The organism is Alicyclobacillus acidiphilus NBRC 100859 (genome assembly GCF_001544355.1).
GTDB lineage: Bacteria > Bacillota > Bacilli > Alicyclobacillales > Alicyclobacillaceae > Alicyclobacillus > Alicyclobacillus acidiphilus.
On sequence record NZ_BCQI01000003.1, the window covers coordinates 1 to 24,735 of the forward strand.

The 24,735-nt window shown below is 57.5% G+C and carries 23 protein-coding genes and 1 riboswitch; of the genes, 11 read left to right on the forward strand and 12 right to left on the reverse strand.

Annotated elements, in window-relative coordinates; genetic code table 11:
* Window positions 1–302 (forward strand): hypothetical protein (locus AAC01S_RS19515; protein WP_169793991.1); only part of this gene is annotated, 302 nt, incomplete at its 5' end.
* A gap of 46 nt (window positions 303–348) precedes the next feature.
* Here AAC01S_RS19515 and AAC01S_RS01845 read toward each other — a convergent pair.
* Window positions 349–840: a hypothetical protein gene (locus AAC01S_RS01845; RefSeq protein ID WP_067617905.1), complete on the reverse strand. Its 492-nt coding sequence runs from the start codon at window positions 838–840 to the stop codon at window positions 349–351.
* Window positions 841–1,007: 167 nt separating this feature from the next.
* Between AAC01S_RS01845 and AAC01S_RS01850 the strand changes: the two genes are divergently transcribed.
* The 5 genes from AAC01S_RS01850 (at window position 1,008) to AAC01S_RS01865 (ending at window position 6,990) form a co-directional block, all read left to right on the forward strand.
* The gene (locus tag AAC01S_RS01850; protein WP_245630036.1) at window positions 1,008–1,868 is read left to right on the forward strand and encodes a PIG-L deacetylase family protein; all 861 of its coding nucleotides are present in this window, start codon (window positions 1,008–1,010) and stop codon (window positions 1,866–1,868) included.
* Window positions 1,869–1,901: 33 nt separating this feature from the next.
* Window positions 1,902–3,230, forward strand: a complete 1,329-nt coding sequence (locus tag AAC01S_RS01855) for an MFS transporter (protein ID WP_245630021.1) — start codon at window positions 1,902–1,904, stop codon at window positions 3,228–3,230.
* 20 nt (window positions 3,231–3,250) lie between these two features.
* A complete protein-coding gene (locus tag AAC01S_RS19140; protein ID WP_157071004.1) occupies window positions 3,251–3,397 on the forward strand; it encodes a hypothetical protein in 147 nt (48 codons plus the stop codon).
* A gap of 527 nt (window positions 3,398–3,924) precedes the next feature.
* On the forward strand, window positions 3,925–5,214 hold the full coding sequence (locus tag AAC01S_RS01860; RefSeq protein WP_083511428.1) for a M20/M25/M40 family metallo-hydrolase: 1,290 nt from the start codon (window positions 3,925–3,927) through the stop codon (window positions 5,212–5,214).
* Window positions 5,215–5,262: 48 nt separating this feature from the next.
* The gene (locus AAC01S_RS01865; RefSeq protein ID WP_083511429.1) at window positions 5,263–6,990 is read left to right on the forward strand and encodes a M3 family oligoendopeptidase; all 1,728 of its coding nucleotides are present in this window, start codon (window positions 5,263–5,265) and stop codon (window positions 6,988–6,990) included.
* A gap of 89 nt (window positions 6,991–7,079) precedes the next feature.
* Here AAC01S_RS01865 and AAC01S_RS01870 read toward each other — a convergent pair whose 3' ends face one another.
* From AAC01S_RS01870 to AAC01S_RS01895, 7 genes are all read right to left on the reverse strand, one after another.
* A complete protein-coding gene (locus AAC01S_RS01870; protein WP_067617912.1) occupies window positions 7,080–7,598 on the reverse strand; it encodes a transcription repressor NadR in 519 nt (172 codons plus the stop codon).
* A gap of 5 nt (window positions 7,599–7,603) precedes the next feature.
* The gene (locus tag AAC01S_RS01875) at window positions 7,604–8,233 is read right to left on the reverse strand and encodes a cyclodeaminase/cyclohydrolase family protein (protein WP_067617915.1); all 630 of its coding nucleotides are present in this window, start codon (window positions 8,231–8,233) and stop codon (window positions 7,604–7,606) included.
* A 34-nt stretch (window positions 8,234–8,267) separates the two neighbouring features.
* Complete coding sequence (locus tag AAC01S_RS20025) at window positions 8,268–8,807, reverse strand: aminoglycoside phosphotransferase family protein (RefSeq protein WP_083511430.1); 540 nt, start codon at window positions 8,805–8,807, stop codon at window positions 8,268–8,270.
* Entirely contained in the window at window positions 8,704–9,192 is a 489-nt protein-coding gene (locus tag AAC01S_RS20030) for an aminoglycoside phosphotransferase family protein (protein WP_067617921.1), read from the reverse strand. Before AAC01S_RS20030 ends, AAC01S_RS20025 begins: the two co-directional genes overlap by 104 nt.
* Window positions 9,193–9,693: 501 nt before the next feature.
* A complete protein-coding gene (locus tag AAC01S_RS19145) occupies window positions 9,694–9,846 on the reverse strand; it encodes a hypothetical protein (RefSeq protein WP_157071005.1) in 153 nt (50 codons plus the stop codon).
* 47 nt (window positions 9,847–9,893) lie between these two features.
* Window positions 9,894–9,983, reverse strand: a riboswitch (cyclic di-GMP riboswitch).
* Between the two features lie 86 nt (window positions 9,984–10,069).
* A complete protein-coding gene (locus tag AAC01S_RS01890) occupies window positions 10,070–11,380 on the reverse strand; it encodes an ABC transporter substrate-binding protein (RefSeq protein ID WP_067617924.1) in 1,311 nt (436 codons plus the stop codon).
* A 20-nt stretch (window positions 11,381–11,400) separates the two neighbouring features.
* Window positions 11,401–12,534: a HAMP domain-containing protein gene (locus tag AAC01S_RS01895; protein ID WP_067617927.1), complete on the reverse strand. Its 1,134-nt coding sequence runs from the start codon at window positions 12,532–12,534 to the stop codon at window positions 11,401–11,403.
* A 190-nt stretch (window positions 12,535–12,724) separates the two neighbouring features.
* Between AAC01S_RS01895 and AAC01S_RS01900 the strand changes: the two genes are divergently transcribed.
* Complete coding sequence (locus AAC01S_RS01900) at window positions 12,725–13,942, forward strand: ROK family protein (RefSeq protein WP_067617928.1); 1,218 nt, start codon at window positions 12,725–12,727, stop codon at window positions 13,940–13,942.
* Window positions 13,943–14,016: 74 nt separating this feature from the next.
* A complete protein-coding gene (locus AAC01S_RS01905) occupies window positions 14,017–14,517 on the forward strand; it encodes a LabA-like NYN domain-containing protein (RefSeq protein WP_067617931.1) in 501 nt (166 codons plus the stop codon).
* Here the strand turns inward: AAC01S_RS01905 and AAC01S_RS01910 are convergent.
* Window positions 14,474–15,664, reverse strand: a complete 1,191-nt coding sequence (locus AAC01S_RS01910; RefSeq protein ID WP_245630022.1) for an MFS transporter — start codon at window positions 15,662–15,664, stop codon at window positions 14,474–14,476. The genes AAC01S_RS01905 and AAC01S_RS01910 overlap by 44 nt on opposite strands.
* Window positions 15,665–15,739: 75 nt before the next feature.
* Window positions 15,740–17,137 carry a sugar transferase gene (locus AAC01S_RS01915; RefSeq protein WP_067617937.1) on the reverse strand — a complete coding sequence of 466 codons (1,398 nt, stop codon included), beginning with the start codon at window positions 17,135–17,137 and terminating at the stop codon, window positions 15,740–15,742.
* A 1,075-nt stretch (window positions 17,138–18,212) separates the two neighbouring features.
* Between AAC01S_RS01915 and AAC01S_RS01920 the strand changes: the two genes are divergently transcribed.
* The 3 genes from AAC01S_RS01920 to AAC01S_RS01930 all read left to right on the forward strand — a co-directional run bounded on the left by AAC01S_RS01920 (window position 18,213) and on the right by AAC01S_RS01930 (window position 22,933).
* Entirely contained in the window at window positions 18,213–20,447 is a 2,235-nt protein-coding gene (locus tag AAC01S_RS01920) for a stalk domain-containing protein (protein ID WP_067617940.1), read from the forward strand.
* 166 nt (window positions 20,448–20,613) lie between these two features.
* The gene (locus AAC01S_RS01925) at window positions 20,614–22,206 is read left to right on the forward strand and encodes a hypothetical protein (RefSeq protein WP_067617943.1); all 1,593 of its coding nucleotides are present in this window, start codon (window positions 20,614–20,616) and stop codon (window positions 22,204–22,206) included.
* A 61-nt stretch (window positions 22,207–22,267) separates the two neighbouring features.
* Window positions 22,268–22,933, forward strand: a complete 666-nt coding sequence (locus tag AAC01S_RS01930; RefSeq protein ID WP_067617946.1) for a hypothetical protein — start codon at window positions 22,268–22,270, stop codon at window positions 22,931–22,933.
* A 122-nt stretch (window positions 22,934–23,055) separates the two neighbouring features.
* Here AAC01S_RS01930 and AAC01S_RS01935 read toward each other — a convergent pair whose 3' ends face one another.
* Together AAC01S_RS01935 and AAC01S_RS01940 are read right to left on the reverse strand one after the other, a co-directional pair.
* Complete coding sequence (locus AAC01S_RS01935; protein ID WP_067617949.1) at window positions 23,056–23,859, reverse strand: tyrosine-protein phosphatase; 804 nt, start codon at window positions 23,857–23,859, stop codon at window positions 23,056–23,058.
* Window positions 23,860–24,034: 175 nt separating this feature from the next.
* Entirely contained in the window at window positions 24,035–24,718 is a 684-nt protein-coding gene (locus tag AAC01S_RS01940) for a YveK family protein (RefSeq protein WP_067617952.1), read from the reverse strand.
* Window positions 24,719–24,735 lie beyond the last annotated feature (17 nt).

Here is a 24,735-nt window from a genome sequence, read left to right on the forward strand (position 1 = left end):
TGCCGACGACCGGCCGACTCGGGTGTCGTAAGGGACAAAAGTACCGCTATGGGGACGAAGTGGCGTCGTCGGTCGGCCGGCTCGGGTGTCGTAAGGGACAAAAGTACCGCTATGGGAACGAAGTGGTGACGACGACCGGCCGACTCGGGTGCCGTAAGGGACAAAAGTACTGCTATGGGGACGGTGTGGCGTCGTCGATCGGCCGGTTTGGGTGTTGTAAGGGACAAAAGTACCGCTATGGGGACGGTGTGGCGTCGTCGGTCGGCCGGCTCGGGTGCCGTAAGGGACAAAAGTACCGCTAAGGCGCCAAGCTCGCACCCAGCGCACCCGGTACCCAGCGCAGCTGGGTTATTCTCGTGGCAACAGTCGAACTCGCACCACAATGGTCACAATTCGCACCAGGACCATGACGGCCGTCAAGAAGATGAATGCTGGACCGATGATGTTCGGTATGCTGATCTGGTGCTTTATCGCAAAATGCATTGTCTGCAACTCATGGTGAGTCATCCATTCAATTGGAATGATGCGGATGAGGAACGCGATCGCGAATACAATCACACTTCCTATCCCCGTTTTCAGGTACACCGCACCGTCGTCTTTGGATATTTTTGTGAGTGCTGACAAAATGCCTCCTAAGACGGCCCCGATCACGATGAAGAGAACTAACACGACGATATTGTTTCCGTTGGTCGGAATGTCTTTGATATATTCGTGTGCGAAATACGCCAGGACGACGATTGGGATGATAAAGCGAGATATACCAAACTTTCTCTTGCCGTATGACATCCCTGCGAGCACGACAAAAAGAACAATCATCTCAATCCAGGTTGCTGTGGTCAAAACTGACGCCTCCTTTAGTGTGGAACAACTACACGTCTCATCATAAAGGTGTGCGGTGGATTGAGAATCTCCCTTTGGATGCATGTTCGCGGCGGAGCCTCTCTATCTTTCGATATACGCCGAATCGGCGATTCGCTTCGTGTTATCATAGGCGGTAGAAGGAGTTGGTGCAGTCGATGGACATCGCGGCGATACTTGGGGTTCAGGATGTGCGGGATGTCAAGTCGGTCGTCTGTGTACAGCCGCATCCGGACGACAATGAAGTGGGCGCGGGCGGCACGTTGGCTCTGCTTGCTGCGGCGGGCTGCAGGATCGTGTTCGTGACGGTGACGGATGGTCGATACGGATCGGCAAATCCGGCGGTGAATCCGCTCGAGTTGGCGGCGATTCGCAGGCGTGAGCGAGACGAGGCGGGGCGGCTTCTGAGCGTGTCGAAGCAGATCGATCTCGGCTTTGCAGACGGCGGCGATTATTCTGAATTCGATGTCATGAAAGCGCTTGTAAAGGTGCTGCGAAGCGAGCAGCCAGAACTCGTGATGACCGTGGATCCGTGGATGCCGTACGAGGCGCATCCGGATCACGTGAAGACGGGGCGGGCTGTCGCTGCGGCTGTTCTCAACGCGGGCAATATCTCGTTTCCGGAAGCGGGATCGCCATGTCGCATTCCGCAAGTCGCGTTTTATGCGTCGAGCTACCCGAACGTGTTCATCGATGTGACTTCACATTGGCAGACGAAGATGGCGGCGATTCTCGCGCACAAGAGTCAGTTCGACAACGAGGAGTGGCCGCTGCTGCAGCAGTTTTTCGCCTACCAGGCGGCACAGGCGTACGCGGCGGGCGGGATCGGCCAATCCAACGCGGACGGGGCCGCGGCTGGAACCGGTGTCGAGATCGAAGCGGCGAAGCCTGATTCCGCGCAACCCGAGCCGACGCATTCCGATCCGGCGCCGCCTCAGAGGTTCGCCGAAGCGTTCAAGGTTCTGGCGGCGCGGCAACTGCATTTCTTTCCAATGGCACTCTATAGTTGATGCGAATAGTTGATACGAATGGAGGATGGGCGGATGGAATCGGGCGGCGGGATGTCGGAGGCATCGACTGGCGAGGGCATGCGCGTTCCGACGGGGAAGCGCATGGCGTATGCGGCGAATCAAATTGGCGTCAATCTGCTGTGGCAGGCGTTCAATACGGTGGCGGTCTACTTTTACGTGACCGAGTTGAAGGTGCCAGGGGTGGCGATTTCGGCGGGAATGATTGTGTATGGCATCGTGAACGCGTTCTTCAACTTGCTTGCGGGACATGTCAGCGATCGCACCCGGACCCGCTGGGGCCGCCGCATCCCATACATTGCTGTGTGTTCGCTGCCGTTCGGCCTCTCGTTCTACTTCCTGTTTGCGCCGCCCGCGATCGGCCACACCGGCCTGCTTGTCTACTTTTTCGTCCTGACTTTTCTCTTCGATCTCTTCTTTACCTTCACAGCCCTCAATACGGGCGCGCTGTTTCCGGAGATGTACCCGCGGGATCGCGATCGGGCGTACGTATCCGCCCTGCAGCAGGTCGGGGGCATCGTCGGCATGATTATCGGTGTCGCGCTGGCCAAGTCGCTCGGTCAGACCTTGGGCTGGCACGCGATGGGACTGATTTTTGGGCTCATCGCGGTTGTCAGCCTGTACGTCTCCCTTTACGGCAGTTTCGAGAACCCGTCGCATGGCGAACCGCCGTTTCGCCTCCGCGAGGCTGTGAAGGCCACGTTCACAAACCGCGCTTTCCTGCTCTACGTCGCAGGCAGTTTCCTCGTCCAGTTCACCACGACCCTGTCCACCAGTGTTGCAGCCTACTACACGCAGTATGTCGTACCCGTCGGCGCGATGGAAAATTCCCTCTTTCTCGGCGGCATCTTCATTGTCGCCATGCCGCTGTCGTTCGTGTGGGCGCGACTCGCCATCTGCTTCACGCCCTCCCGCATGATTCTCGTGGCCATCGTACTCTACGTGATTGTCACACTGGCTTTTCTTTTCGATCACTCCGCCCTTCCGCTCCTCATCACCGGCTTCGCGCTCGGCGTGCCAGTTGCTGGTTTCATGGTGCTGCTGAATGTCTTGCTGGCCGAAGTGATCGACAGGGACGCAACTCGCACGCGCCGCCGGCGCGAAGGGATGTACCTTGGCATGAACGGTTTCATCGTCCGCCTCGGCCTGTCGCTGCAATACGCCCTGATGGCGATTTTCTTTCAGCTGAGCGGCTACGACGCCAAGCGTGCCATCCAACCAGACACAGCCATCGTTGGCTTCCGGCTGCTGATGGGCGGTGTGCCGGTTGTCTTCCTGGCTATCGCGTTTGTGTTGTTCGCGGGCTACTTGAGAAAAACTCGCGCTGGCGCGGCACGAGTGTAGGGTGGCAGGGAGTCGGACGGATGGTGGATGGTGGATGGTGGATGGGCGAAATAAGGGGCCGAGGGCGGCTTAAATCTGTCGATCCGGCGGATTGGAAGCAAATAAGCAGCCGGGAACTGTTTATGGTGCTCCGTTCGCATCCGATTGGGCCGATTTTGAACGAATAAGCCGCCGAGGGCGGCTTATTTCGCTTGATTTAGAAAATTCGACATGAATAAGCGGCTATGGGCCGCTTATTCGGTCCGCCTCGCCCTTCGCCTCGCCCCTTCGCTCGGCATCACCGTGTTCCGTGCGTTGCTTCGCTATGCTTAACGTGAACCGGGCGAAATAGGCGGCCGAGGGCGGCTTAAATCTGTCGATCCGGCGGATTGGAAGCAAATAAGCAGCCGGGAACCGCTTATGGTGCTCCGTTCGCATCCGATTGGGCCGATTTTGAACGAATAAGCCGCCGAGGGCGGCTTATTTCGCTTGATTTAGAAAATTCGACACGAATAAGCGTCTGAGGGCGGCTTATTCGGCGGTCCGGTCCAGCCCGGTCCGGCCCGGCCCGGGCGAGACCACTGCCACCCCGCTGCTCGCCCGCCCCGCGGCGCCCATCCTCCCATTGTCGTTTCTCGCAGGCTTCCGTATCATTGTGCCAGAGACTCACCGTAGATTCGGTCTGCGAGAGATGTACATGTAGGAGGAAAAGTTGATGTCGAAAGGTTTACATAATCAAGGCTCCTATCCGTCCCATCCGTCCTACCATCCCGCATCCACCGCATTCACCGCATTCACCGCCGCGGCGTTCGAGAAGATGCTGCGGGACGAGCGGGTGAGGCGGGCGATGGCGGTGATCGAAGCGGACGACGAACGTACCTTGCGGGAGCAGATTGAGCTGACGCAGATTCCGGCGCCTCCGTTTCAGGAGAAGGTGCGTGGGGAGGCCTATCGGGATCGGCTGCTGGCGCTGGGGCTGAAGGATGTGCACGTGGATGCGGAGGGCAACGTCCATGGCGTTCGGAAGGGAGTGGGCGGCGGTCCGACTGTGTTCGTGTGCGCGCACTTGGACACGGTGTTTCCGGAGGGGACCGATACGGTTGTGCGCGATCGCGACGGCAAGTACTTCGCGCCGGGCATCGCCGACGATGGGCGCGGCTTGGCCGCGGTGCTGGCGATCCTGCGCGGATTCGAGGCTGCTGGGATTGCGACGCGCGGCGATGTGATGTTCGGCGCGACGGTTGGCGAAGAGGGGCTGGGCGATCTCCGCGGCGTCAAAGCGCTCTTTCGCAATGGTCCGAAAATCGACGCGTTCATCTCGATTGAGCCTGGCGATGCCGGCGCCATCACGTATTTGGCGACGGGCAGCCGACGCTATCGGGTCACGTTTCGGGGACCGGGCGGGCACAGCTATGGCGACTTTGGCAAGCCGAGCGCCATCCATGCGATGGGCCGGGCAATCGCGGCGATCGGCGACATCGAGGTGCCCGACGAGCCGAAGACGACGTTCACCGTCGGTGAAGTGCGCGGCGGGACGTCGGTGAATACGATTGCGGCCGAGGCGGAGATGATGGTGGATATGAGATCGACTTCCGAAGCGGCGCTCGACGCCTTGGAAGCGAAGGTGCTGAAGTTGATCGACGAAGCCGTGGAACGTGAAAATCGACGCTGGGGCAGCGACGCCATTCGGGTCGAGAAGGTGTTGATGGGCAATCGGCCGTCGGGATCGCAGCCGGAGGACGCTGCGATTGTCCGGGTTGCTGCGGCTGCGGCGATCGCGATGGGGAAAGAGCCGGTGCTGCTCGGGCCGAGTTCCACCGACGCCAATGTGCCGATTCACCTGGGCGTTCCAGCTCTGACGCTGCATGGCGGCGGCGACTTTGGCGGGATTCATACGCTGGACGAGTACTTCGAGCCGAAGAACGCGTTTGCAGGCGTGCAGCACGTTTTTCTTACCGTTCTGGGCCTCGTCGGGGTCGAGGGCGTGATCGAGCCGGCACTGTGAGGCTCACGCGGTGAGGATGGGGCATGAACGGCAAACGGACATGGTATCATGAAAATAAGCCAACAGGTTGAGGAAAGGGATGGGACTGTGTTCAATGCGCTCGAAAGCAATGTCGGGATCGACTTAAAAGATACAGCGGGCCTTGAGGCGGAACTGCGGGCCTTGCGGGATCGGGAGATTTCGTCGGTAGGGGAACTCGAGACGTGGCTTGACGACGAGCAAACGCTTGCCGAGGATATCATGGAGGTGACGAGCCGTCACGCCATCGCATTTCACCAGGACACGCGCAACGAAGAGGCGCGAGAGCTGTACATGCACGATCAAACGGTGGTCCAACCCATCCTTCTACAATATCAGGGCGAATTGGACAAGAAGTTTTGCGATTGTCCGTTCACGCCGCGGTTGGATGATGGGAAATACGGCCTGATGCGCCGAGTGCGTCAAACGAAAGTGAAGTTGTTTCGCCAGGAGAACATTCCGCTCATCGTGCGCGAGCAGGAGATTGTCGCTCGGTATCAGGAGCTGATGGGCGGATTGACGGTGGCGTGGAACGGCGAGAAAAAGCCGCATCCGTACGTTCAGGCGCAGTTGGACAGCCCGGATCGGGCGACGCGGGAAAAAGCGTGGCAGGCACTGGCGGCTGTAAGGCGTGAGATCAAGCCGCAGGTTGACGAGATGATGAACGAACTCGTGCGCGTTCGCCACCAAATCGCGACCAACGCTGGATTCGAGAATTACCGCGATTACGTGTTCGCCGCGAAGAACCGCGAGTTCACGTTGGAGCAAATTCTCGCTTACCACGACGCAATTGAAAAGCATGCGGTGCCGGCGGCGGATCGACTGGCGCAGGTCTTCCAAGCGAAACTTGGTGTCGCGACGTATCGTCCGTGGGACGCGACCAACTGCTTGCTGCCCGGCGCGCCGTTCGAAAACGTGACGGAGTTGATGGACGGCGTCGCCAAGATGCTCGGCGAAACCGATCCGGCATTTCGGGCGACGTTCGATCATATGCGCAGCAACGGCCTGCTCGATCTCGACGTCCGCGAAGGCAAAGCGCCGGGTGGTTTTTGCATGCCCTTGCCGCGATCGAAAGAGGTCTTCGTGTTCGCGAATTTCAGTCCGTCGTTCTTCGCCGTGATTGCGCTGATTCACGAGATGGGGCACGCGGTCAACTTCTACCACCAGTTTGAGAGCGGGCAGCGATTCAGCGAATACACGATGCGCATGGAAGTCGCCGAGTTGTACTCGCACGGCATGGAACTGCTCAACCTCGACAAGCTGCGGACGTTCTACACGTCCGACGAAGCGTTTGACAACGCGAAGGCGGCGGAGTTGAACCGGGCGTTCCGCATGCTCATTGGCCCAATGAGCGGCGATGTGTTCCAGCACTGGCTGTACACGCACCCGAATCACACGGTCGAGGAGCGCGACGCCAAGTTCCTCGAGATGTGCCGTCGCTTCACGCACCATGCAACCGATATCACAGGCCTCGAAGCCGATCTCGCCAACTCCTGGATCGAGTCGCACCACATCGTGGGCCTGCCGTTCTACAATATCGAGTATTCGCTGTCCGAGCTGGGCGCCATCCAACTGCTTGAGCTGTACCGGGACGATCCGGCGAACGCCACGCGTCTTTTCCGCCAGGGTGCCGCGAGTGACTCGAACATGTCGATTGCGGACATCTACCGCGCCACCGGCGTCGACTTCGACTTCACCGAACCAGCCATCCGGAAGCACGCGGCGTTCGTCGAGCAATTGGTAAGCGAACTGGCGTAACGCGCCAAACGGGTGAACGCGGGGACTCGCCTGCAGGGGACTCGCCACGATCCCACCTGCAAAGGCCGCGAATCAGCGGCCGGGCGGACTCACAACACCTGAATCCCGGCCCCCTGAAGTTTGGCGATGGCTTCCTGGAGCATGTCGTCGGCGGCGTATTCCACTTGGTGGTAATGAAGGCCGCCGGTCAAGGTCGACAGCAAAGGGGCGCCTTCTCCTTCGATTTTCCGCATGAAGTGAGCTACGTCCCGCCTTGAGCTCAGGTACAGATTCCCAATCAATTCGCCGTACACGCTGTGTTCAACACGGACGTCGAGCACGCGCACGCCGCAGTCGACGAAGGTATTCAGTTCCGTTTCGGTATCTTCTGGCCGATGGCAGACGGCCAGCAATGTGCGCTTCAGGTGAGTTGCCGAGTTGCCGAGCAGCAGATAGCCTTTTGGCGTCGACAGGATCTCGATGCCGGCGGCGCGCAGAACGGCGATATCGTGTACGATGACTTGCCGCGTCACGCCGAGCTTCTCGGCGAGTGCTTGGCCGGATACGGGCGTCGTACGCTTCTTAAGCGTGTCGATGACGGCCTGCTGCCGCTGGGTCAGTTCCGCCATGGCCGTCACAACTCCATTCTTGCCCGTAGGGCGTTCATCATCTCGGCCTTCGTTGAAGCGAGCGATTGCGCCAAGCTGTCGATTCGCTCCCGAACTTGGACGCGGATCGACTCGTCCGTCAGCGATGCGAGATTGCCGGCGGCGGTGAGTAGCGCGCTCTGACCGGCGGTCTCGAGGAGGAGGACGGCGAGGCCGAGATCGGACAGGATAAACGGCGTCGCCAAGGGCAACGAGCCGCGGCTGGCCTTCAATGCGTCGAGGCAGGCCTGGGCCAGTTCGATCGGGACTTCTGTCGCGGATGCCATGGCTGCCTGCAAGGCGGCGGTGCGGGCAGCCTTTTCCGCCGCAGTTTGCTTGGGCAGCCGCAAGGCGTTCATGTATGTGTCGAACGCGACCGAGTCAGCGTTCAGGATGCGCTCGAACGACGTGATCGCCTCGTTCATGCGGGCGACGAGATCGTCCAAAGTCTGGACCGTGTCATCCGGCGCCCGCCGCTTTGACACGTTCGCCACCATGGCACTCATTGCCGCACCCAGGGCCGCCGCCAGCGCCGCGACGCTGCCGCCGCCTGGCGTTGGCGCGCTCGAAGCCGCGTCGGCGAGAAATTGGCGAATCGATTGATCAAACACGCTCATCTCGGAACCCACCTTGCCTGTCGATGAATTTCACTCACCGCAATCTGCTGTCGCGCAGCATGCGGGCGAACCGTTCACTGATGGCGATCCCGTCCCCAGCACCCCCATCCCCGCCGCCGCCGTTCAGCGCCCAGCACGCTTCGAGCGCGCCGCGAACGACGCCCCACCACCCAATCCTGGCAGGGTCAAGATGGAGGCGCTTCGCCATTTCGCCAACGCGCCTCGCCAAAACGACATCCGCGTCTCCATCGCGCTCGGTGTCGTTGAGGAGGAACTGGATGGTGTCGAAATGCGGATCGCCGAGGATGCCTTTCGGATCGATCACGACCCAATCGTCCAACCCTTGCCTCAATATGTTCTCATGGTGCAAGTCGCCGTGCAACAGGGTTTGACAGGTGGTCGTACGGAGGAGATGGGCCAGTTTCGCTTCGGCCATCTCGATCCAATCCGACCGCAGCGGACCTTGGACGTCAGCGCCACCATATCGCTCCGCGCCATGGTGAATCCTGGGGCGACGTGACGCGTCCCCGATGCAATCGCGAAAAGACCTGGCAAAACGCCGTGATCGCTGCATCGTCCGACTGCTCGTCGAGCAGCGATGTTCCTGGATCCGCGCGTTGGAGGAGAAGCGCACCTTCTTCCGGCGCAACGTCGATGACGCAAACCGCGCCCCGATCCGCCCACGTCCGCAGCACACGCGCTTCTCGCGCAAGCTCGTCCCCGCGCGGGCCGACTTTGACGATGGCCGGGAGTCCGCCGCCCGTGATGGCTTCCAACAGCAGATTCCACGATAGGTTCGGCAGCGGTCTCAGCAACCGGACATCCAATCGCTTCGCGATGGTCTCCAGCCTATCTGGCAGATGTGTCAACCATTCGGCACCAAGTGGCCCATACAATTGTGGCACCCGGTCCTGAAAGATCGGTGGGATGAGCGAGGCGAAAGGTCTCTTGTCGGCCATGGCGGGACTCCTCCTGCGATTGACTCGCGCATGTATAAGGATGCGTGACGGTTGGCGCGGGCCCGCCGGGCAGGGTGGCGGGTGGGCCCGCGGCGCCGGAAAGTGTGCGGCGAAGGCGTGCGAAGGCGTGCGAAGGCGTGCGAAGGCGATAAGGAAAATAAGCGTCCCTCAGACGCTTATTTCCGAGAAAGGGCCAGATGGAAAGTAAATAAGCGTCTCGGAGACGCTTATTTGCCTCCGTTGCCTCCAAAACGGCGTGGACTCGGCCACTTAAGCGTCTGTGAGCCGCTTATTCGCGCCAAATCATACGATTCGACACACTTAAGCGTCCCTCGACCGCTTATTCTCGCCCAGCCCTCCGCCTCCCAGCCCGCCGCCTCCCGGCCCGCCGCCTCCCCAGACCCCTCCGCACATATATAAAAGACATCGCCCGAAGTGAAGGCGATGCCTGTTAACAGATCATGTCTCATATTTCGTCGTATCTCTCGTCACGCGAAACCTTTAATGCGAAACTTCACCCGGAACTTCATCCGTGACGGATGCTGCGTCGCGGTGGTACATAACCGCTCGATCGCCGTTGCCTGCCGCGACCATGAGCGCCGTTCCGAACATACCGAATAAAAATCCACACAACACACCAACAGATATCCACATACCTATCACACACCCTCGATCTTTGTCACAAAATCGCGTGAGGGCACTACGGCAACTGGCAAGCATATCAGATCGTGTCTGACTTAGCCCCGATAGTTTTGCGTCATCGCCTTTCGACGACTTTGCCTTTTTCGCAACTTTGTGTGACTCGTAGTAGATTATAGCGGACATACGACAGATTTCAATGTTTTTCTACCGACAGAAGTCGACGGAAAACGTCGTGTTACGACAGTGGGTTTTCGTCTTCTGCCGATTTCAGCGCGTGAACGAACTGGTTGACGTCCTTCGTGTTGATGAGCATGGTCACGGCTTGCGTAACGGCCATTTCGAAGGCAGGGTTGACTGCCTCGCCATTGGCGACGCTTGGCACGAGCACGTCGTGCCGGAAATCGGACATCGCTTGTTTGCTGTAGCTGTCGAATAGGTTCATGTTGGCATCGGTGCGGGCAGGGATGGAACCTTTCCAAAGATTAAATTCATCCTGTCCTTGCTTCGATGCCACCAACTTGAGAAAATCCTTCGCGCCAGTCGGATTTTTTGCGCCTTTTGGCAGGCCAAACGAGTCGATCACGTACTCGAAATCACCCTGTGTCCCTGGGAAGACGGTCCAGCCAAATTGCTTTCCTTCCACGAGTCCCCTCGAAAGGAAGTAGGCCTTCGCCCAATCCCCCATCAAGTTGAACGCGGCTTGTCCGTTGGCGACCATTTGATCGGCCTGATCCCAAGACAGACTGGAATGGTTTGCGTTGGTGTAGTTCAGGATTTGCAGGAACGTGTTGGCAGCCGCCTTCACTTGTGGGCTGGAAAACGGGATCTGGCCCTTCCACAGTTGAGTGTATTTGTGCGGCCCCAGTACGGACAGCATGACATTCTCCCAGAGCATGACGGAACCAAGCTGATCTTTGTCGCCGTACGCGATGGGCGTGACGCCGTTCGACTTGAGGACGGCGAGTTCGGCCAAAAACTGCATCATCGTCTTTGGCGGCGACAGATGATTCTTGGCCAGCACCGCAGGGTTGTACCACAACACGTTGCCGCGACCGACGTCGGCTGGGACGGCATAGACATGCCCGTCCTTCGACAGTCCCGAGATGATCTGCTTCGGGATCACAGAGTACAGGTTCAACTGCTTATACAAGGCGTCGAGCGGCTGCATTTTGCCAGCGTTGACCCAGAACATCAGCTCCTGGCCAGCGTGAACCTGAAATGTCTCAGGCGGGTTGCCAGCCTGCATTCGGCTGGCGAGCACCGCCTTTGCGTTCGATCCGCCGCCGCCCTTGACTGCTTCATTGTCGATTTTCTCGGACGGATACAGCTTGCGGAACGTCTTGATGAGCGCGTTCAGACCACTCGCTTCGCCGCCGGCCGTCCACCAACTGAAGATCTGCACTTCGTTGTTCGCGGCCTTCGCGGTCGTCTTGGCGCGATGCGTCGCGGCCCAGGTGATGCCTGCCTCTGGCCCGTTGGCGACGACAATCGTCGCAAGCCCGACGATCACGACGGATCCGCCAGCCCAAAACCACCGTTTCTTCATCTCGGGATCCTCCCCTCCGTTTACGTCGTTTCGAATGTGGCAATCTGCTCGCGAAGTTCGCTTGCCATTTGACTGAGTCGCGCCGCTGTCCTGTTCACTTCCTGGATCGCGCCGAGTTGGCCGTTGGCCGTCGATGTGATCGCCTGCAGGTGATCCGCCATCTCACGCGTGCGTTCGATCACGGCGTCGACGGTCGTCAGCCATGTGCCTACGTCTTCCATCAAGGCCACTTGCGAACGTCGCGTACTGCGAACGACCTTGTCGCCGCCCGTCGTCCAATCGATTTGCGACTTGAGGCTGAGCAGCTGCGCTTCTTGTTCAGTGATCGATTTTGCCACGTGATTGATGACGTCTGAGACGTGCAGCGCGCCGGTGGCGGTGTAATCTCCGTGTTTGACGAGTTGCTCGAAATCCTTGCTCAATTCGTGCGCCGTTTCGGCCATTCGCCGCATCAACTGTCGCAAGGTCGTCGCCATTAAATCAAAGCTTCGCGACAGATGGCCAATTTCGTCGCGTCGACGTTTGAATTGCGAAAGGTCCACATGAAGATTGCCGGTCGCGACATCGTTTACCGCTGCAACAATCGCGAGAACGGGCTTGGATAAAAACTCTCTGGTAAACAGCCATGCCGACAGGATCGCGAGAATGATTGCCGAAATTCCGATAAGCAGCACTTGTATCAGCAAATTGCGGTTCGATCGCAGATCGTCCGCGATCGAAAACTTCACGTTCGCGTCGTAGATTCCACCGGCATACCCGGTAATGGGCACAGTAATCTGCATCACGTTGCCCTGGAGGTTCGTGATGGGTCGCTTGCTGCCGAGCGCGACAACGCTGGACGGGCTTGCCTGCGTGCCGATCCGCTGCGGATTGGTCGACGCGATATCGTACAGCGAATCATTCAACTTATAGATGTCGAACGAGATGATGTTCGGATCCTGCTTTTTCAAATGGAGCAGCACGTTTTCAAATTGATAGTCTGGTACATTACTGAGAAGTGCAGAGTCAATGGTTTGAATAATTGAAACCGCTTTCTCTCCGGACAGGGCGATGATGGTGCGTCGGCTTTCGGAATACACGATGGCGAGTGTGGTCGACAGTACGACAAGCATGACCACGCCAAACAGGATCACGAGTTTTCGAAAAAGTGACAACCGGGCTCCTCCTTGTGAGGCACTTCAGTACTTTTGAGTCACTTTAGTTACGGGAACGGACAGCGTATACTAAGAACACATAACCTGATTCGGTAACAATCGACTATGATCTTCCTATTATGCATGCTATGGCATTCGAGTCCTGTTTGCAATAGATTCGATAGGCGGCTTTAAGGAGTGACCGGCGTCCATGCAATCGAATATCGACGCATCGGCTATGCGCCGGATGAATCGGGCTACGGTGCTGAAACTCGTACGCGATATGAGAACCACGTCGAGAATTGACATCTCGCAAATGACGGGGCTGAACAAAGCGACCGTGTCCAACATTGTCGACGAGTTGATTGCAGAGCAATTGGTTGTCGAGATTGGCTATGGTTCTTCCAGCGGCGGTCGCAAGCCCATTTTGTTGCGATTTAACGGCAATGCGGCGTACGCCATTGGGCTCGACGTCCAGCTGTCGCACGTGACCACGGTGGTGTGCAATATCCGCGGCGAGTCGGTGTATCGGCGAGTCAGTCAGATTCCACGGGGCGAGACTGCCGACGATGCCCGAGGCCACATTGTGGAGGTGATCGTCGACGAGATCCGGCAGGCCATGGATGCCGCGCCCGACAGTCCTTACGGGATTGTCGGCGCGTGTGTGGCATTCCCAGGCATGGTCAATTTTCAGTCGGGGATCGTCTACTATCTGCCGAATACATTTCTTGGAGAATGGGACATTCGCTCGGAACTGGCTGGACAAATTCCCATTCCCCTGTATTTTGAGAACGACGCCAATTGCGGCGTGTGGAACGAGTTCGTGGGTCAGGGCACCAGATTGAAGAACATCGTGTATATCAATGCCGGCATTGGCGTCGGGGCCGGCATGGTCATCGACGGCAAGTTGTATCGCGGCCGCGATGGCATCGCGGGGGAATTTGGACATATGACCATCCATCCCATGGGCGCCAGTTGTATGTGCGGCGGCTATGGATGCTGGGAGGAATACGCATCGGAGCGGAGTCTGCTGCGGTATCTGCGCGAGTCAGGCGAAGCGGATCCGAAGCTGTCGCCAGACACCTCGGTCATGGAACAGGCGTTGACGCAAGCGCAGCGGGACAACCGCGCCTATATTCGCGCCTTGCACGCGTTGGGGCAGAATCTGGGATTTGGCATTGCGAACATTCTGAACGCGTTGAATCCGGACGAGATCGTGCTCGGCGGCAGCATCGTCGGGGCGGCGACATTTCTCTTGCCCGAGATCGATCGCGTGCTGAAACACCGCGCGTTACTGATGAACAAACGGGTTCCGGTGCGGATGGGGAGCGTGAACGCAGTAGCCGTTGGCGCGTCTTCGCTCGTCGTCCACGAGGTGTTGTTTGCGTCTGCCGGAGAATCATTTTCAATTCCTGCGTCTGATCTCTAGCGTTCAAGCACGCGCACGGTTATGATGATTTCAAGTCCAATGACAGCATCGAAGAGAGGAACGAATAGACAACCATGAGAGTCACCTTATTTGTCGACGGCGCAAACTACTATTACATGCAAAGGGACAAACTGAAATGGAATATTGACGCACAGAAGTTGCGAGATTGGGCGGCGTCCAAAGGGGAATTGGTCGACGCCTTTTATTACATTGGTAAAAGTGCGCCGTCCGATCTCCGTGAGCAGAAGTACTTGGACATGTTGACCTACAGCGGTTACTCACTGGTGACGAAAGAAATCAAAGAAATTTTGCAAGACGATGGTTCCATTACCCGTAAGGCAAACCTCGATATTGAGATCGTCCTCGATATGTTTAACACCATCGACAATTACGACATGGCTATCCTGGTCAGCGGCGACGGCGACTTTGAACGCCCACTGCAGTTGCTGCGGGCGCGCGGAAAGAAATTCCTCGTCCTTTCGACGGCAGGCTTCGTCGCGTCGGAAATACGCGCCGTGGCCGGCATGCACTTCATCGACGTGTCGACGCTTCGCGACGAACTGGAGCGACTGTAGAGCGCTTTGGCGCCAGCCAGAATGTCGCGACGAAGGCCGCGAAGCTGACGCAGGCAATGACATAAAATCCTGTGCTAAGGTGAAACGCGTTGCCGAGCCAGCCGACAATGGCTGGCCCGCCAAACATGCCGAGCGAGTAGATGGCCTGGTAAAAGCCCATGGCCGTCGCGCGGCGGGCGGGATCGATATGTTTGATGGCGAGCCCCATGAGCACAGGCATACACAGACCTTGCCCGAGCCCGTTCGCGGCTTGGGTGAGGTACAGCCAGCCGAGCGAAGGCAGCAGCGGAATCGCGAGCGTGAACACGGCCGCGATGGCAAATCCGAGAGCCACGACGTTTCGTTCGCCGAGGCGGCGCGAGAGAATGCCGCCGCTGTACAGGGACGCGAAGGCGTTTGGCAGCGTCGACGCCAAGGTCAGCAGGCTCAAATCGGCCTTGTTGGCGCCGAGCGCAGTGGCTGCCTGAGGCGTGAATCCGAACATCGTGGAAAAGGTGATGACCTGTGCGAGAACCGCAAGCGCGGACACGCCGATCACGATGCGATCCCGGCCCACCGCCACCAGTTCGCGCGGTTGGATTTTTGCGCTGCCCGGATCCGGCGCGCGATCGCGGATGCCAAACGAGCAGATGAGACTGACACAGCCGCCTCCGACGGCCAGCCAGAACGCCGAGTGCCACCCGAACCGCTGCGCCACCAACCCGCCGAGCGTGGTAGCGAGCAACTGGCCGATGGATGTGAAGAAGCTGATGACGCCCATCGCTTTCGGGGCGTGATCGGCATCGTGATAGCTCGCGTAGAGGACGGTGAACACCACCCAGCTTCCTGCCGCGACGCCCGCCAGCAGACGGAACACGAGCGCTGCCCAGACGGAACTGGTGAGGGCGAAACCGAGCGAGCTCACAATTCCAACCACGATCCCGGCGATGATGAACGGCTTGCGCGTGCCCAACCGATCCGACCATACGCCTAGCGGTATCCGTACGAGCATTTGAGAGAATCCGTAGGAGCCGATAATCACGCCCGACATGGTCAGAGACCCGCCGAGCGCGAGTACATAGGGGGACAACAGAGGGACGTACGTGTACGTGGAAAACCAGTAGAACATTGTCACGATATAGAAGAGGCCAATTCGATTCGCTGTCAACGAGTCCACATCCTAACTCTTCCGACTCACTCTTCCGAAGGAATCCGCGGAGCAGTCGGCGCCAACGCCGAGCTGTCAGCTCGCGCCGCGCCTGCGCAGGACCGCCGGAATGGTCTTCGCGATAATCTTCAGATCACCTATATAACTCCAGTTGTCGATGTATGCGAGATCGAGATCGACCCACTCCTGGAAATTGATTTCGTTGCGCCCGCTGATCTGCCAAAGACACGTCAGCCCAGGTTTGACGCTCAAGCGGCGCCGATGTTGGGGATCATATTGATTGACCTCGGACGGGAGCGGCGGGCGCGGCCCGACCAGGCTCATCTCGCCCCGCAGCACGTTGAAAAACTGCGGGAGCTCGTCCAGGCTCGTCTTGCGCAAAAACCTGCCTATGCGGGTGATCCGCGGATCATTTTTGATCTTGAACACAGGCCCGTCCATTTCGTTCAGATGGAGCAGCTTGTGGCGAATCGCTTCGGCGTCCGTGCGCATCGAGCGGAACTTGTACATCGTGAACGTCTTGCCGTTCAGACCGGAACGGGCTTGTTTGAAAAAGACAGGTCCGCGATCATCCAGCTTGATGAGCACGGCGATCACGAGCATGACTGGCGACAGGATCACAAGCGCGATCCATGACACAAGAAGGTCCGTGGCCCGCTTGAGGAGCAGTTGCTCAGACGTGTGCGGTGTCTGCGCGATCACCAGAAACGGTACACCGCCAGCCCCGTCCACCAGCGTACTGTTGGCGATACGCGACGAAATGCTGTCCAGCATCAACTCCACCTGCACACCCTGGAGCTCGCACTCCCTGATGACCAACTCAAACGCAGGGTGCGAGACGACCAGTCCCAAAACCACCGCGTCGACTCGATGTTCTTTCAGGACGTTGCGCAATTCCTCAATTCTACCCAAGTAATCGGCATCCAGACCGTTTGGTTGATCATCCAAGTAGCCGATCACGCGAAGTCCCAACTCAGGATGCCCAATGGTTCTGTTCAAGTAGTCATGCGTCGACGGCGTGCTGCCGATGATCAATCGCGTGCGCGTGTTTCTTCCGTTTGCCCTCGCCAGTTCCAAGGCGACCCGCAACAGAAGGCGAACACACAACATCAGAACCGTGATGTCGATGATGCTGATTGCCAGGAACATTCGACTCAATTCGAGCCGCAGCGCGTACGACACAAACGCGAACCCAAGCGCCCCGACAAGATTGATTCGAATCACGGCTGAAACCTCGCGTACAAACGGGTTCAACCGCCTGACTGGATACTCGCCGACGAATACGATGGAGAGGACCCAGCAGATCATCATCGCGAGGAACGTCTCGTAATAGGTTCGGCCGTGACTTCTGAAGATAGCGTGATGAAGCAGTGGAGAGATGATGAAGTACGTGCATTGGAAAGAAAGTAATATGACACAAAAGTCCAGTACTCGTCCGAGCAAGCGACTCGATGCACTTACCCGTTGGCCCATATCGAGTCCTCCCGTCTTAACCCCTGACACAGCTTCGCATCTCTATGCTTTCTAGTTCTGGTTGCTGGTTGGCGGTGCGCAGTTTATCTCTACAGACAAATTATATAGATTCGACAGGATTTTTCCAGACCGACAAATTTCTCATGTGCAACGAATTTTTCTACTAGCGAAATAGATGAGAGACGACCTGGTCAACTGCGGGTGCGGCGAGCTGGGTGCGGAACGGAGGGGGAACGGAGGGGGAACGGAGGGGGAACGGAGGGGGAACGGAGGGGGAACGGAGGGGGAACGGAGGGGGAACGGCAGAAGGTTCTGAAAGTATTCGTGGTATGTGTGAACCGCGAAACGCGACCGTAGCAGAGACGACCGGGGCGGGGGTGAGCGGGGTGAGCGGGGTGAGCGGGGTGAGCGGGGTGAGCGGGGTGCGAATAAGCGGCTGAAGGACGCTTAAATGTGTCGAATCAGCGGATTTGCGCCAAATAGGCGGCCGTCAGGCGCTTAAGTGAAGGAACCTGCTTCGTGTTGGGGGTAGTGGAGGCAAATAAGCGTCCTGGCGACGCTTATTTGCTTTCCATCCGGTCATTTCTCCGAAATAAGCGTCTGAGAGACGCTTATTTGACCGTTCACCTTTGTTCTCCCTCCGCAGACTGCCGTCCACCTTCGCCGGCAGCAGTCCGCCCACGGCGTCGGGCGACCGTAACGGAACTTTTGTCCCTTACGTCGCACTCGTCTGCCGCATTCCGCCGCGATCGCGCCACTGTAACGGATCTTATTCCCTTATGCCGCGCAAGCCCGCCGCCCGCCGCCCCTATCGCCCAGCAACGCTCTATCAATCTGCAAAACGCTCGATCCTTAGACCGTCACCCGCGAAATCCTGTCGAATCACGCGAAAGAGTGCAAAATCTTGTTACAATATACTTCCTATGGATGCAATATTCGCGTAGAATAGGTAGCAGTTGTATATTAGGGTTCACGTGGCTATATCCGCGTGTCGAAACAGGACTTTTCATCACTACGACCCACGGAGATACATAGGAGTATCGAAGTAGGATTCGTATGGAGCGGAGGGAATTGAGTGAATAGAAAGTTGATAGGAACCATCGCCGCCCTTGTTAGTTTGAGCACGGTGGCCCCCGTAGCCTTTGCTGCGACATCGACGAGCAACAGCCAGTTTTTGTCGAGCATATCGCTTGATGGAAAAGTCATTGTGAAGCCATACGGGATCGTACAAAAGGAAGGGTCCGTCAATACGACGTACATGCCCATCTACTATTTGGATGAAGCTTTGAAGCAAGTTGGCTTCACGGCGACATGGGATGGCGGCTCGAAAACATGGGCATTGACCAGCAGCCAGAAAAACTACGATTTTTCGACGCTGTCGGTCGGCACAGGCAACACGACGATCTTGGTCAACGGGACGGTCATCAAGAAGATCAACACCATCGTGCAGAAGGATCCCGCAGGTGGTCCCAAAGCGAAGCCGACGACATATGTTCCAGTCTATTACTTGCAACAGGTTCTCGACACGCTCGGTGTCCAGGTCTCATGGAACGGCAATACGCATGTGCTCGCTGCGACGTCGCCTAAGGTTGTGACGACAGGTTCGCTTGGGCCTGCGTCAGGTTCGGCACAAACGCTCAAGCAGGACGTCTGGGTCAAGGGTAACGGCGTGACCCTGCAGAACCTCAATGTGAGCGGAGATGTGTTCCTTGATCCCGGCGCCAACGGCACTGTCACTTTGTCGAACGTCACCGTCAGCGGGCGAATCGTCGTTTTGTCCGGTGCTGATCACTCCGTTCACTTGACCAACACGACCGCGTCGTCAGTGGACGTGCATACGAGCACACCGGTGGACGTCGACATTGTGGACAGTTCAATTGGTTCCATCCAGTTGACGAGCACAAACGATGCCAACACCGTTACGCTGAACGTCACAGGTGGGACGGTCGGCCCGGTCAATGACGATTCGACTGCGCCGGTGGTACTCGCAGGCGATGGTTACACCGTGGTGAACGTCGACGGTACGAATACGGTGGAAGTGACGGGCACCGTGAAATCGATCACGGTGAACTCGAAGACCAAGGTCAACATCGTTGTCGATCAAGGTGCTTCGGTCGGCACGTTGACGATTTCAGCGAATGCTGCAGCGGATGCGATTTCCATCACGAACAACGGCACCATTTCCACCTTGGCAAACCAAGCGGCGGTGGCGGTGCAAGTGGCGGGATCGGGTAGCGTGACAACGATCACTGGCGAAGCGACTGGCACTGGCCTCAGCGGCAGTGGCGGTGGTGCAGCTGGCGGTGGAGCAGTTGGCGGCGGTGGGAGCACTGGTGGTAGTACCGGCGGTGGTGGCAGCACTGGCGGCAACTCCGGCAGCAATCCTGGCGGCGGTAGCAACCCTGGTGGTGGCAGCAGTTCCGTCACGCTTTCTTCCGACGAAGTTGCCACGCTGGAACATCTGAATGCTGAGCTCGCATCTATCCACTCCCAGCTTGAGGACAACGAGACGATCCCGAACGGTTTACAGGCTGTGGAGAGTTTTGAAGCGACGTTACATGGGCTGAGCAAGGATCAAATTGCGCAAATTCTGTACGGTTCAACCTATGCCGGGGTGTCTTCGAATGAACAAAAATTGATCGATGCCGGAGCCGACATCCTACCGCTTCTCACGTTTACGAACATTTCATCGAGTGCAAGCGCGGATGCAAGCAGCGGCAGTCTGTCGGGTTCCACGGATCCGTTGTATGAAATCTATGAACAGCTCAACGGTCTCGATAGCAACATTACGGTGGACAATCTTTATGCGTTCTACAATGAGTTCAAGTCTGCTCTTCCGCAGGCCGCACTCGACGCGCTCGATTCTGGAACTCCTGTCTCAGGCTCCGCCATCCTGGAAGATGCGCTCACCACGGCCGCAACGAATGACACCACGTTCCAAGGCTTACTCGGTGAGTATGGTCTGAGCGTCTCGGACATTTCGGGAATCTATCAGAGACTGAGCGCACTCAGTGGGTTCAAGGCCGCAGAAGACGCATTGGTGAATGCGGTAGGAAACACGATGTTCGACCCGATCACGTCCATCTCGACGGGTGGTACACTCCAACTGCAACTGTCGAGCAGCGCCCCTGGTCTTCTGAGCGGATTGACGATTCCAGCGTCCCATGTGACGTGGACGTTCAACGAGACCCCGGTCTCCGTTGATTCATCGGGCACGGTCACCACGCAACTCACGACTGGACAAACGGGCATTCTCACTGCGACGGTACACGGGCTTGTTGTGTACAGCGCACATGTTACTGTTTCCTAATCATGGATTCCTCGTGTTACCAGAGACCTCCGACAGTTGAGCGGGGGTCTCTCTTTCTGTGGGTTTCGGTGAATCCAGCAATTGGGCAGGGGTTGACGATGGAGTGTCGAATCCTAAAGAGGGCTCAGCATGGATTGATGACGTGTGGACGCCCTGGGAGGTTAACATGAACATATCCAAATATGTCAGATCAGTTCCGATAGCGATTCTCACGTTGTCCACCGTTGGCGGCATCGCGTTTTCCTCGCAGGTTGCCATGGCAGGAACTACTTCGATATCCGATTTGGAGCAAACCATCACGACAGATCAACAACTGATTCAAAGTTCAACAGGACAATCGTTGGCCTCAGGCGTTCTGTCGATTATCCAATCTCCAACATTCAACTGGAATGAAGTTTTGTTCGGGACGGATGCGCCAAGCGCTTGGCAGCAGCAGGTGGCAGTTGCCTTGAAACCTGACCTTGAATCTTTGGTCAGCTTTTCTTCTGTCAATGCTTCGGATTTGGTTACCTCGATTGTGACAACCATGACGACACTTAACCCCAGCGTTCAGGAGTCGGACGTGGTTGGCTTCCTGTCTTCGATCGTGAACAATGCGGTGACCATTTTCGGCCAACTGCAGGGTGAAACAGCGATTCAGGCCGCTGAGACGCTGCATGCCGATTTTGTCGCGTATATGGCGCCTTACGCGAATATCCAAGCCATCTTCTCCGCCTCAGGACCGTCTGCTTCCTCCGGATCGGCAGGTGTCGGCGGTGCTGTTGGGGGCGCAAGTGGAGGAGGAGATTCCGGGGCCGCTACGACACCAACTGTTCCCGTTGGGTCGGGCAACGCATTCTCGACTCTCCTGCAAACGCTGAACGTTACTTCCGCGGCGCAGACGTTTCAAGTGCCGGTGTCCGGTGCCAACGTCACCATTAACGTGCCAGCAGGCGCGTTTTCGCAGCCGGAGACGATCAGCGTCGTATCCGGGACCGCCTCGGACCTGTCAAGTCTCCTCGCGGCGAACGCCAGCTACGCGACACTCGCGCCGCTTGCGACGTTCGGCGTTTCGTTCTCTGGCGCCGCACCGACCGTGCCCATCACCATCACCGTGACCAGCAGCCATATTCCAGCAGGCGCGCAGGTGTTGAAAGTCAATGCCGATGGTTCGCTCACGCCAGTGCAAGCGACGGTCGCTGCGGGACAGGTGACGTTGTCCATCACGTCCGATCCCGATTTCGTGATCGCAGCCCCGAACACGACGGACTCAGGAAGTGGAACAACATCGTCTGCGGGCACAAGCTCGGGGGCGGGATCGAATAGTATGACAGGCATTCCGAAAGGGCCAACGCCTTCGTGGAAAGGTTACTTGACCGTGGAAATCGACGTCAATGGCGTGCCAAAGTACGAAGTTCCTGGCCTGGTCCACGGCGGCACCACATACGTTCCCATTTGGTACGCGATGAAGGCGCTCAACGCCATCGGCTTCACGAACACGTGGAGCGGGAGCGGTTGGGGCATTCAAGCTCCGGCACAGGTGAACCCGGATTACAGCAACCTGAAGATCGGGACGGGCGTGCCGATCTCGCTTGATGGCAAAGTCGTCGAAAAAGTGCCAACGATGACTGCAATCGACCCAACGTCTAAGAAAAAGACGACGTATATGCCGATTTGGTATGTGATGCAGGCACTCGATAGGGCGAAGGTCACGAGCAATTGGAAAAGTCCAGTCTGGACGTTGAATTTCGTGGCAGGCATGACCAACCAACCGCAGTAATGGACACGGCACGCGGCGGATGGATCGCGGAGCAAGCAAGGACGCGTGAAGGGAGATCGCTATGAAGAAATGGATGTGGGTTGTCTCTGCCGTCGTGATCGTCGCGGCGGCAGGAGGCTGGTATGGACAGCATCGTCTCAAAGAGATTGCCGCCGATCAAGTCGTCTCGCTGTTGAGCCAACCACAGACCAAGCAAGAGATCAACGACGCGATTTCACACATGCTCAAGCAGGGCAAATCTGGATCCGGTTCGACCTTTGGCTCGGCTGGATCGGGTTCGCAAGCGAACGCCGTCAGCGCCGCACTGGCCACAGTCGGTCAATCGATCGCGAACGCAAATACCACATCTGCCACACGAGGTGCATCATCAAGCGGCGCAAGCGGGGCGAATTCTGGTTCAGCGCAGAGCGAATTGCAGGGAACTCAAGGCGGGGGAGATTCGTCGAAACCGGGAGCCTCCACGGGATCGGCTGCGGGTAACCCCGGAGCGAACGGAGAATCGGGCTCGGGTGCGAATGATTCCGATGTGCCGAAGTTCACGAGTGAACAGCAGGTTATCCAATATGCGATGAGTCACTTCACGACACAGCAGCTGCTTTACTTTGCGCAAGCGTACGCGAACCGCGGCAAGTTGACCACAGCTCAAAAGGACGCCATCAAGCAGCAAATCTTGTCGCAATTTACACCGCAGGAGATTCAGGCGATGGAACGGGCCTTGGGAGGCTGACGTGCCGCGATCGGATCCCAATCAGATCGCCGTCATCCATCCGGCGGTCGGCCGGCCACCATCTTGCGAGGGCCTGCCAGCGACCGTTCGGCACACCACGCCTCCTGTCCCGTTACTTCCGCTTACGATCTCGCGAACAAGCCGCGAAGCCCCGACCGGCCTGTTCGCGTTTTGACTTCGACGGGTTGACACTCGCCATTGTCCCATATCGCATTGGCGTTGGCGATGAGAGTTTCCGTCACGTCGTCGCCGAATTTGGCTGCGATGCGATCATACGCGTCCATCAGACCAGGCGGGCGCGTGGTCGTGTTGTGGGCGTCGGAGGCAATCACGTCCAGTTTTCCCTGTTCGAGCAGGTTCCAGGCGAGTTTGAACGATCGGTGGTTGGATACACCTTCCTCGGAAACAAAGCACTGCGCTGTCCCCTGCATGAGGACGCCGGAATCCCGCAATGTGTCAATCAAGCTCGGATCGCGTTGTATGGCGATGTTGCGTTCCGGGTGCGCCACGATGGGAATCAGGTGGCGAATGGACAATTCATATAAGAACGACAGTGCCAAGTCCGTGATCTCGGCTGTGGCAAATTCGACGAGAACGTATCTCGTGTTACCAAGCGTGGGAATATGCCCGTCGCGGATATCGTCTGCGAGCGAGGGAGCAAGTCGAACTTCGGCTCCGCGTTCGAGTGTGACGGATGTGTTCTGGTGAGATGGATGCTGCGATCGATGGGTTGAAAGGTGATCGAACGCTTGGTCCATGTCCGCGATTTCTACCGCAAAGTGCGGACTGCGGAAGTGGGATGTACAGAACACCCTATCCGTGTGTGTCTGCTGCATGCTGTTGAGGAGGGCGACGGAGGAATCCATATCCTTTGGGCCGTCGTCAAGGCCGGGTAACACGTGAGCGTGTATGTCCGTTATCAACATCGTGCTCTATCTCCTAGGCTCGAGAGGTCATCCGGCCATTCTATCTATTTTGCCCGGTCGGAAGCCTCTGCATGTAATCTCCATACGCTATTTTAGCATAGGCCAATGAGAACGGGCCTGCCGAATTTCACCATGGACAGGCCCGTATATTTGCATATGAGATGGTGGCAGCAGCTTACTTCATCGACTCGTAATCCGGAACAACGCCAAGTACCGGAACATTCAAGTAACGTGCCACGTCGTCTTCCGTGCGAAGACGATTGTCGAGATATTCCCGCATGAACGCAATGCCGACACTGACGAGAATCCCGAGGATCAAGGCAATGGCAAGATTCAGCTTCTTGTTTGGCTTCACTGGCTTCGCAACGGACGGCTGGACCGCTTTGTCGACGATTTGCACGTTCTGCACATTCATCAACGTCTCAGCTCGTTTTTGAAAATCCGATGCCAATTGATTGGCCACGGCAACCGCCTGAGACTCACTCGGTGCAATGACTTTGACATCAATCACCTGACTCTGCGTTGGTGAAGATACAGAGACCATGCCATCGAGCACACTCTGTGAATACGGCAAATGCAACTGTTGAATGACTTCGTCTTCGAGCGAAGCGCTTTTGATGATGGCGCTGTACGTGTTGACCAGGGCCTGGTTCGCCTGAATGTCGCTCAGCAGATTGAGTTGCGTGTCGCCCGTGATCTGCTGATTGACCAAGAGCGTCGTGTCCGCCTCATACTGCGGTTTTATCACCATGAACGACAAAATGCCGCTGACGATGACCGCGATAATCGGGATAGAGATCACAAGAATCCAATTGCGACGGATGATCTGCCAATATTGCCTCAGTTCGATTTCTTCCATGGTTTGTTACACCTTTC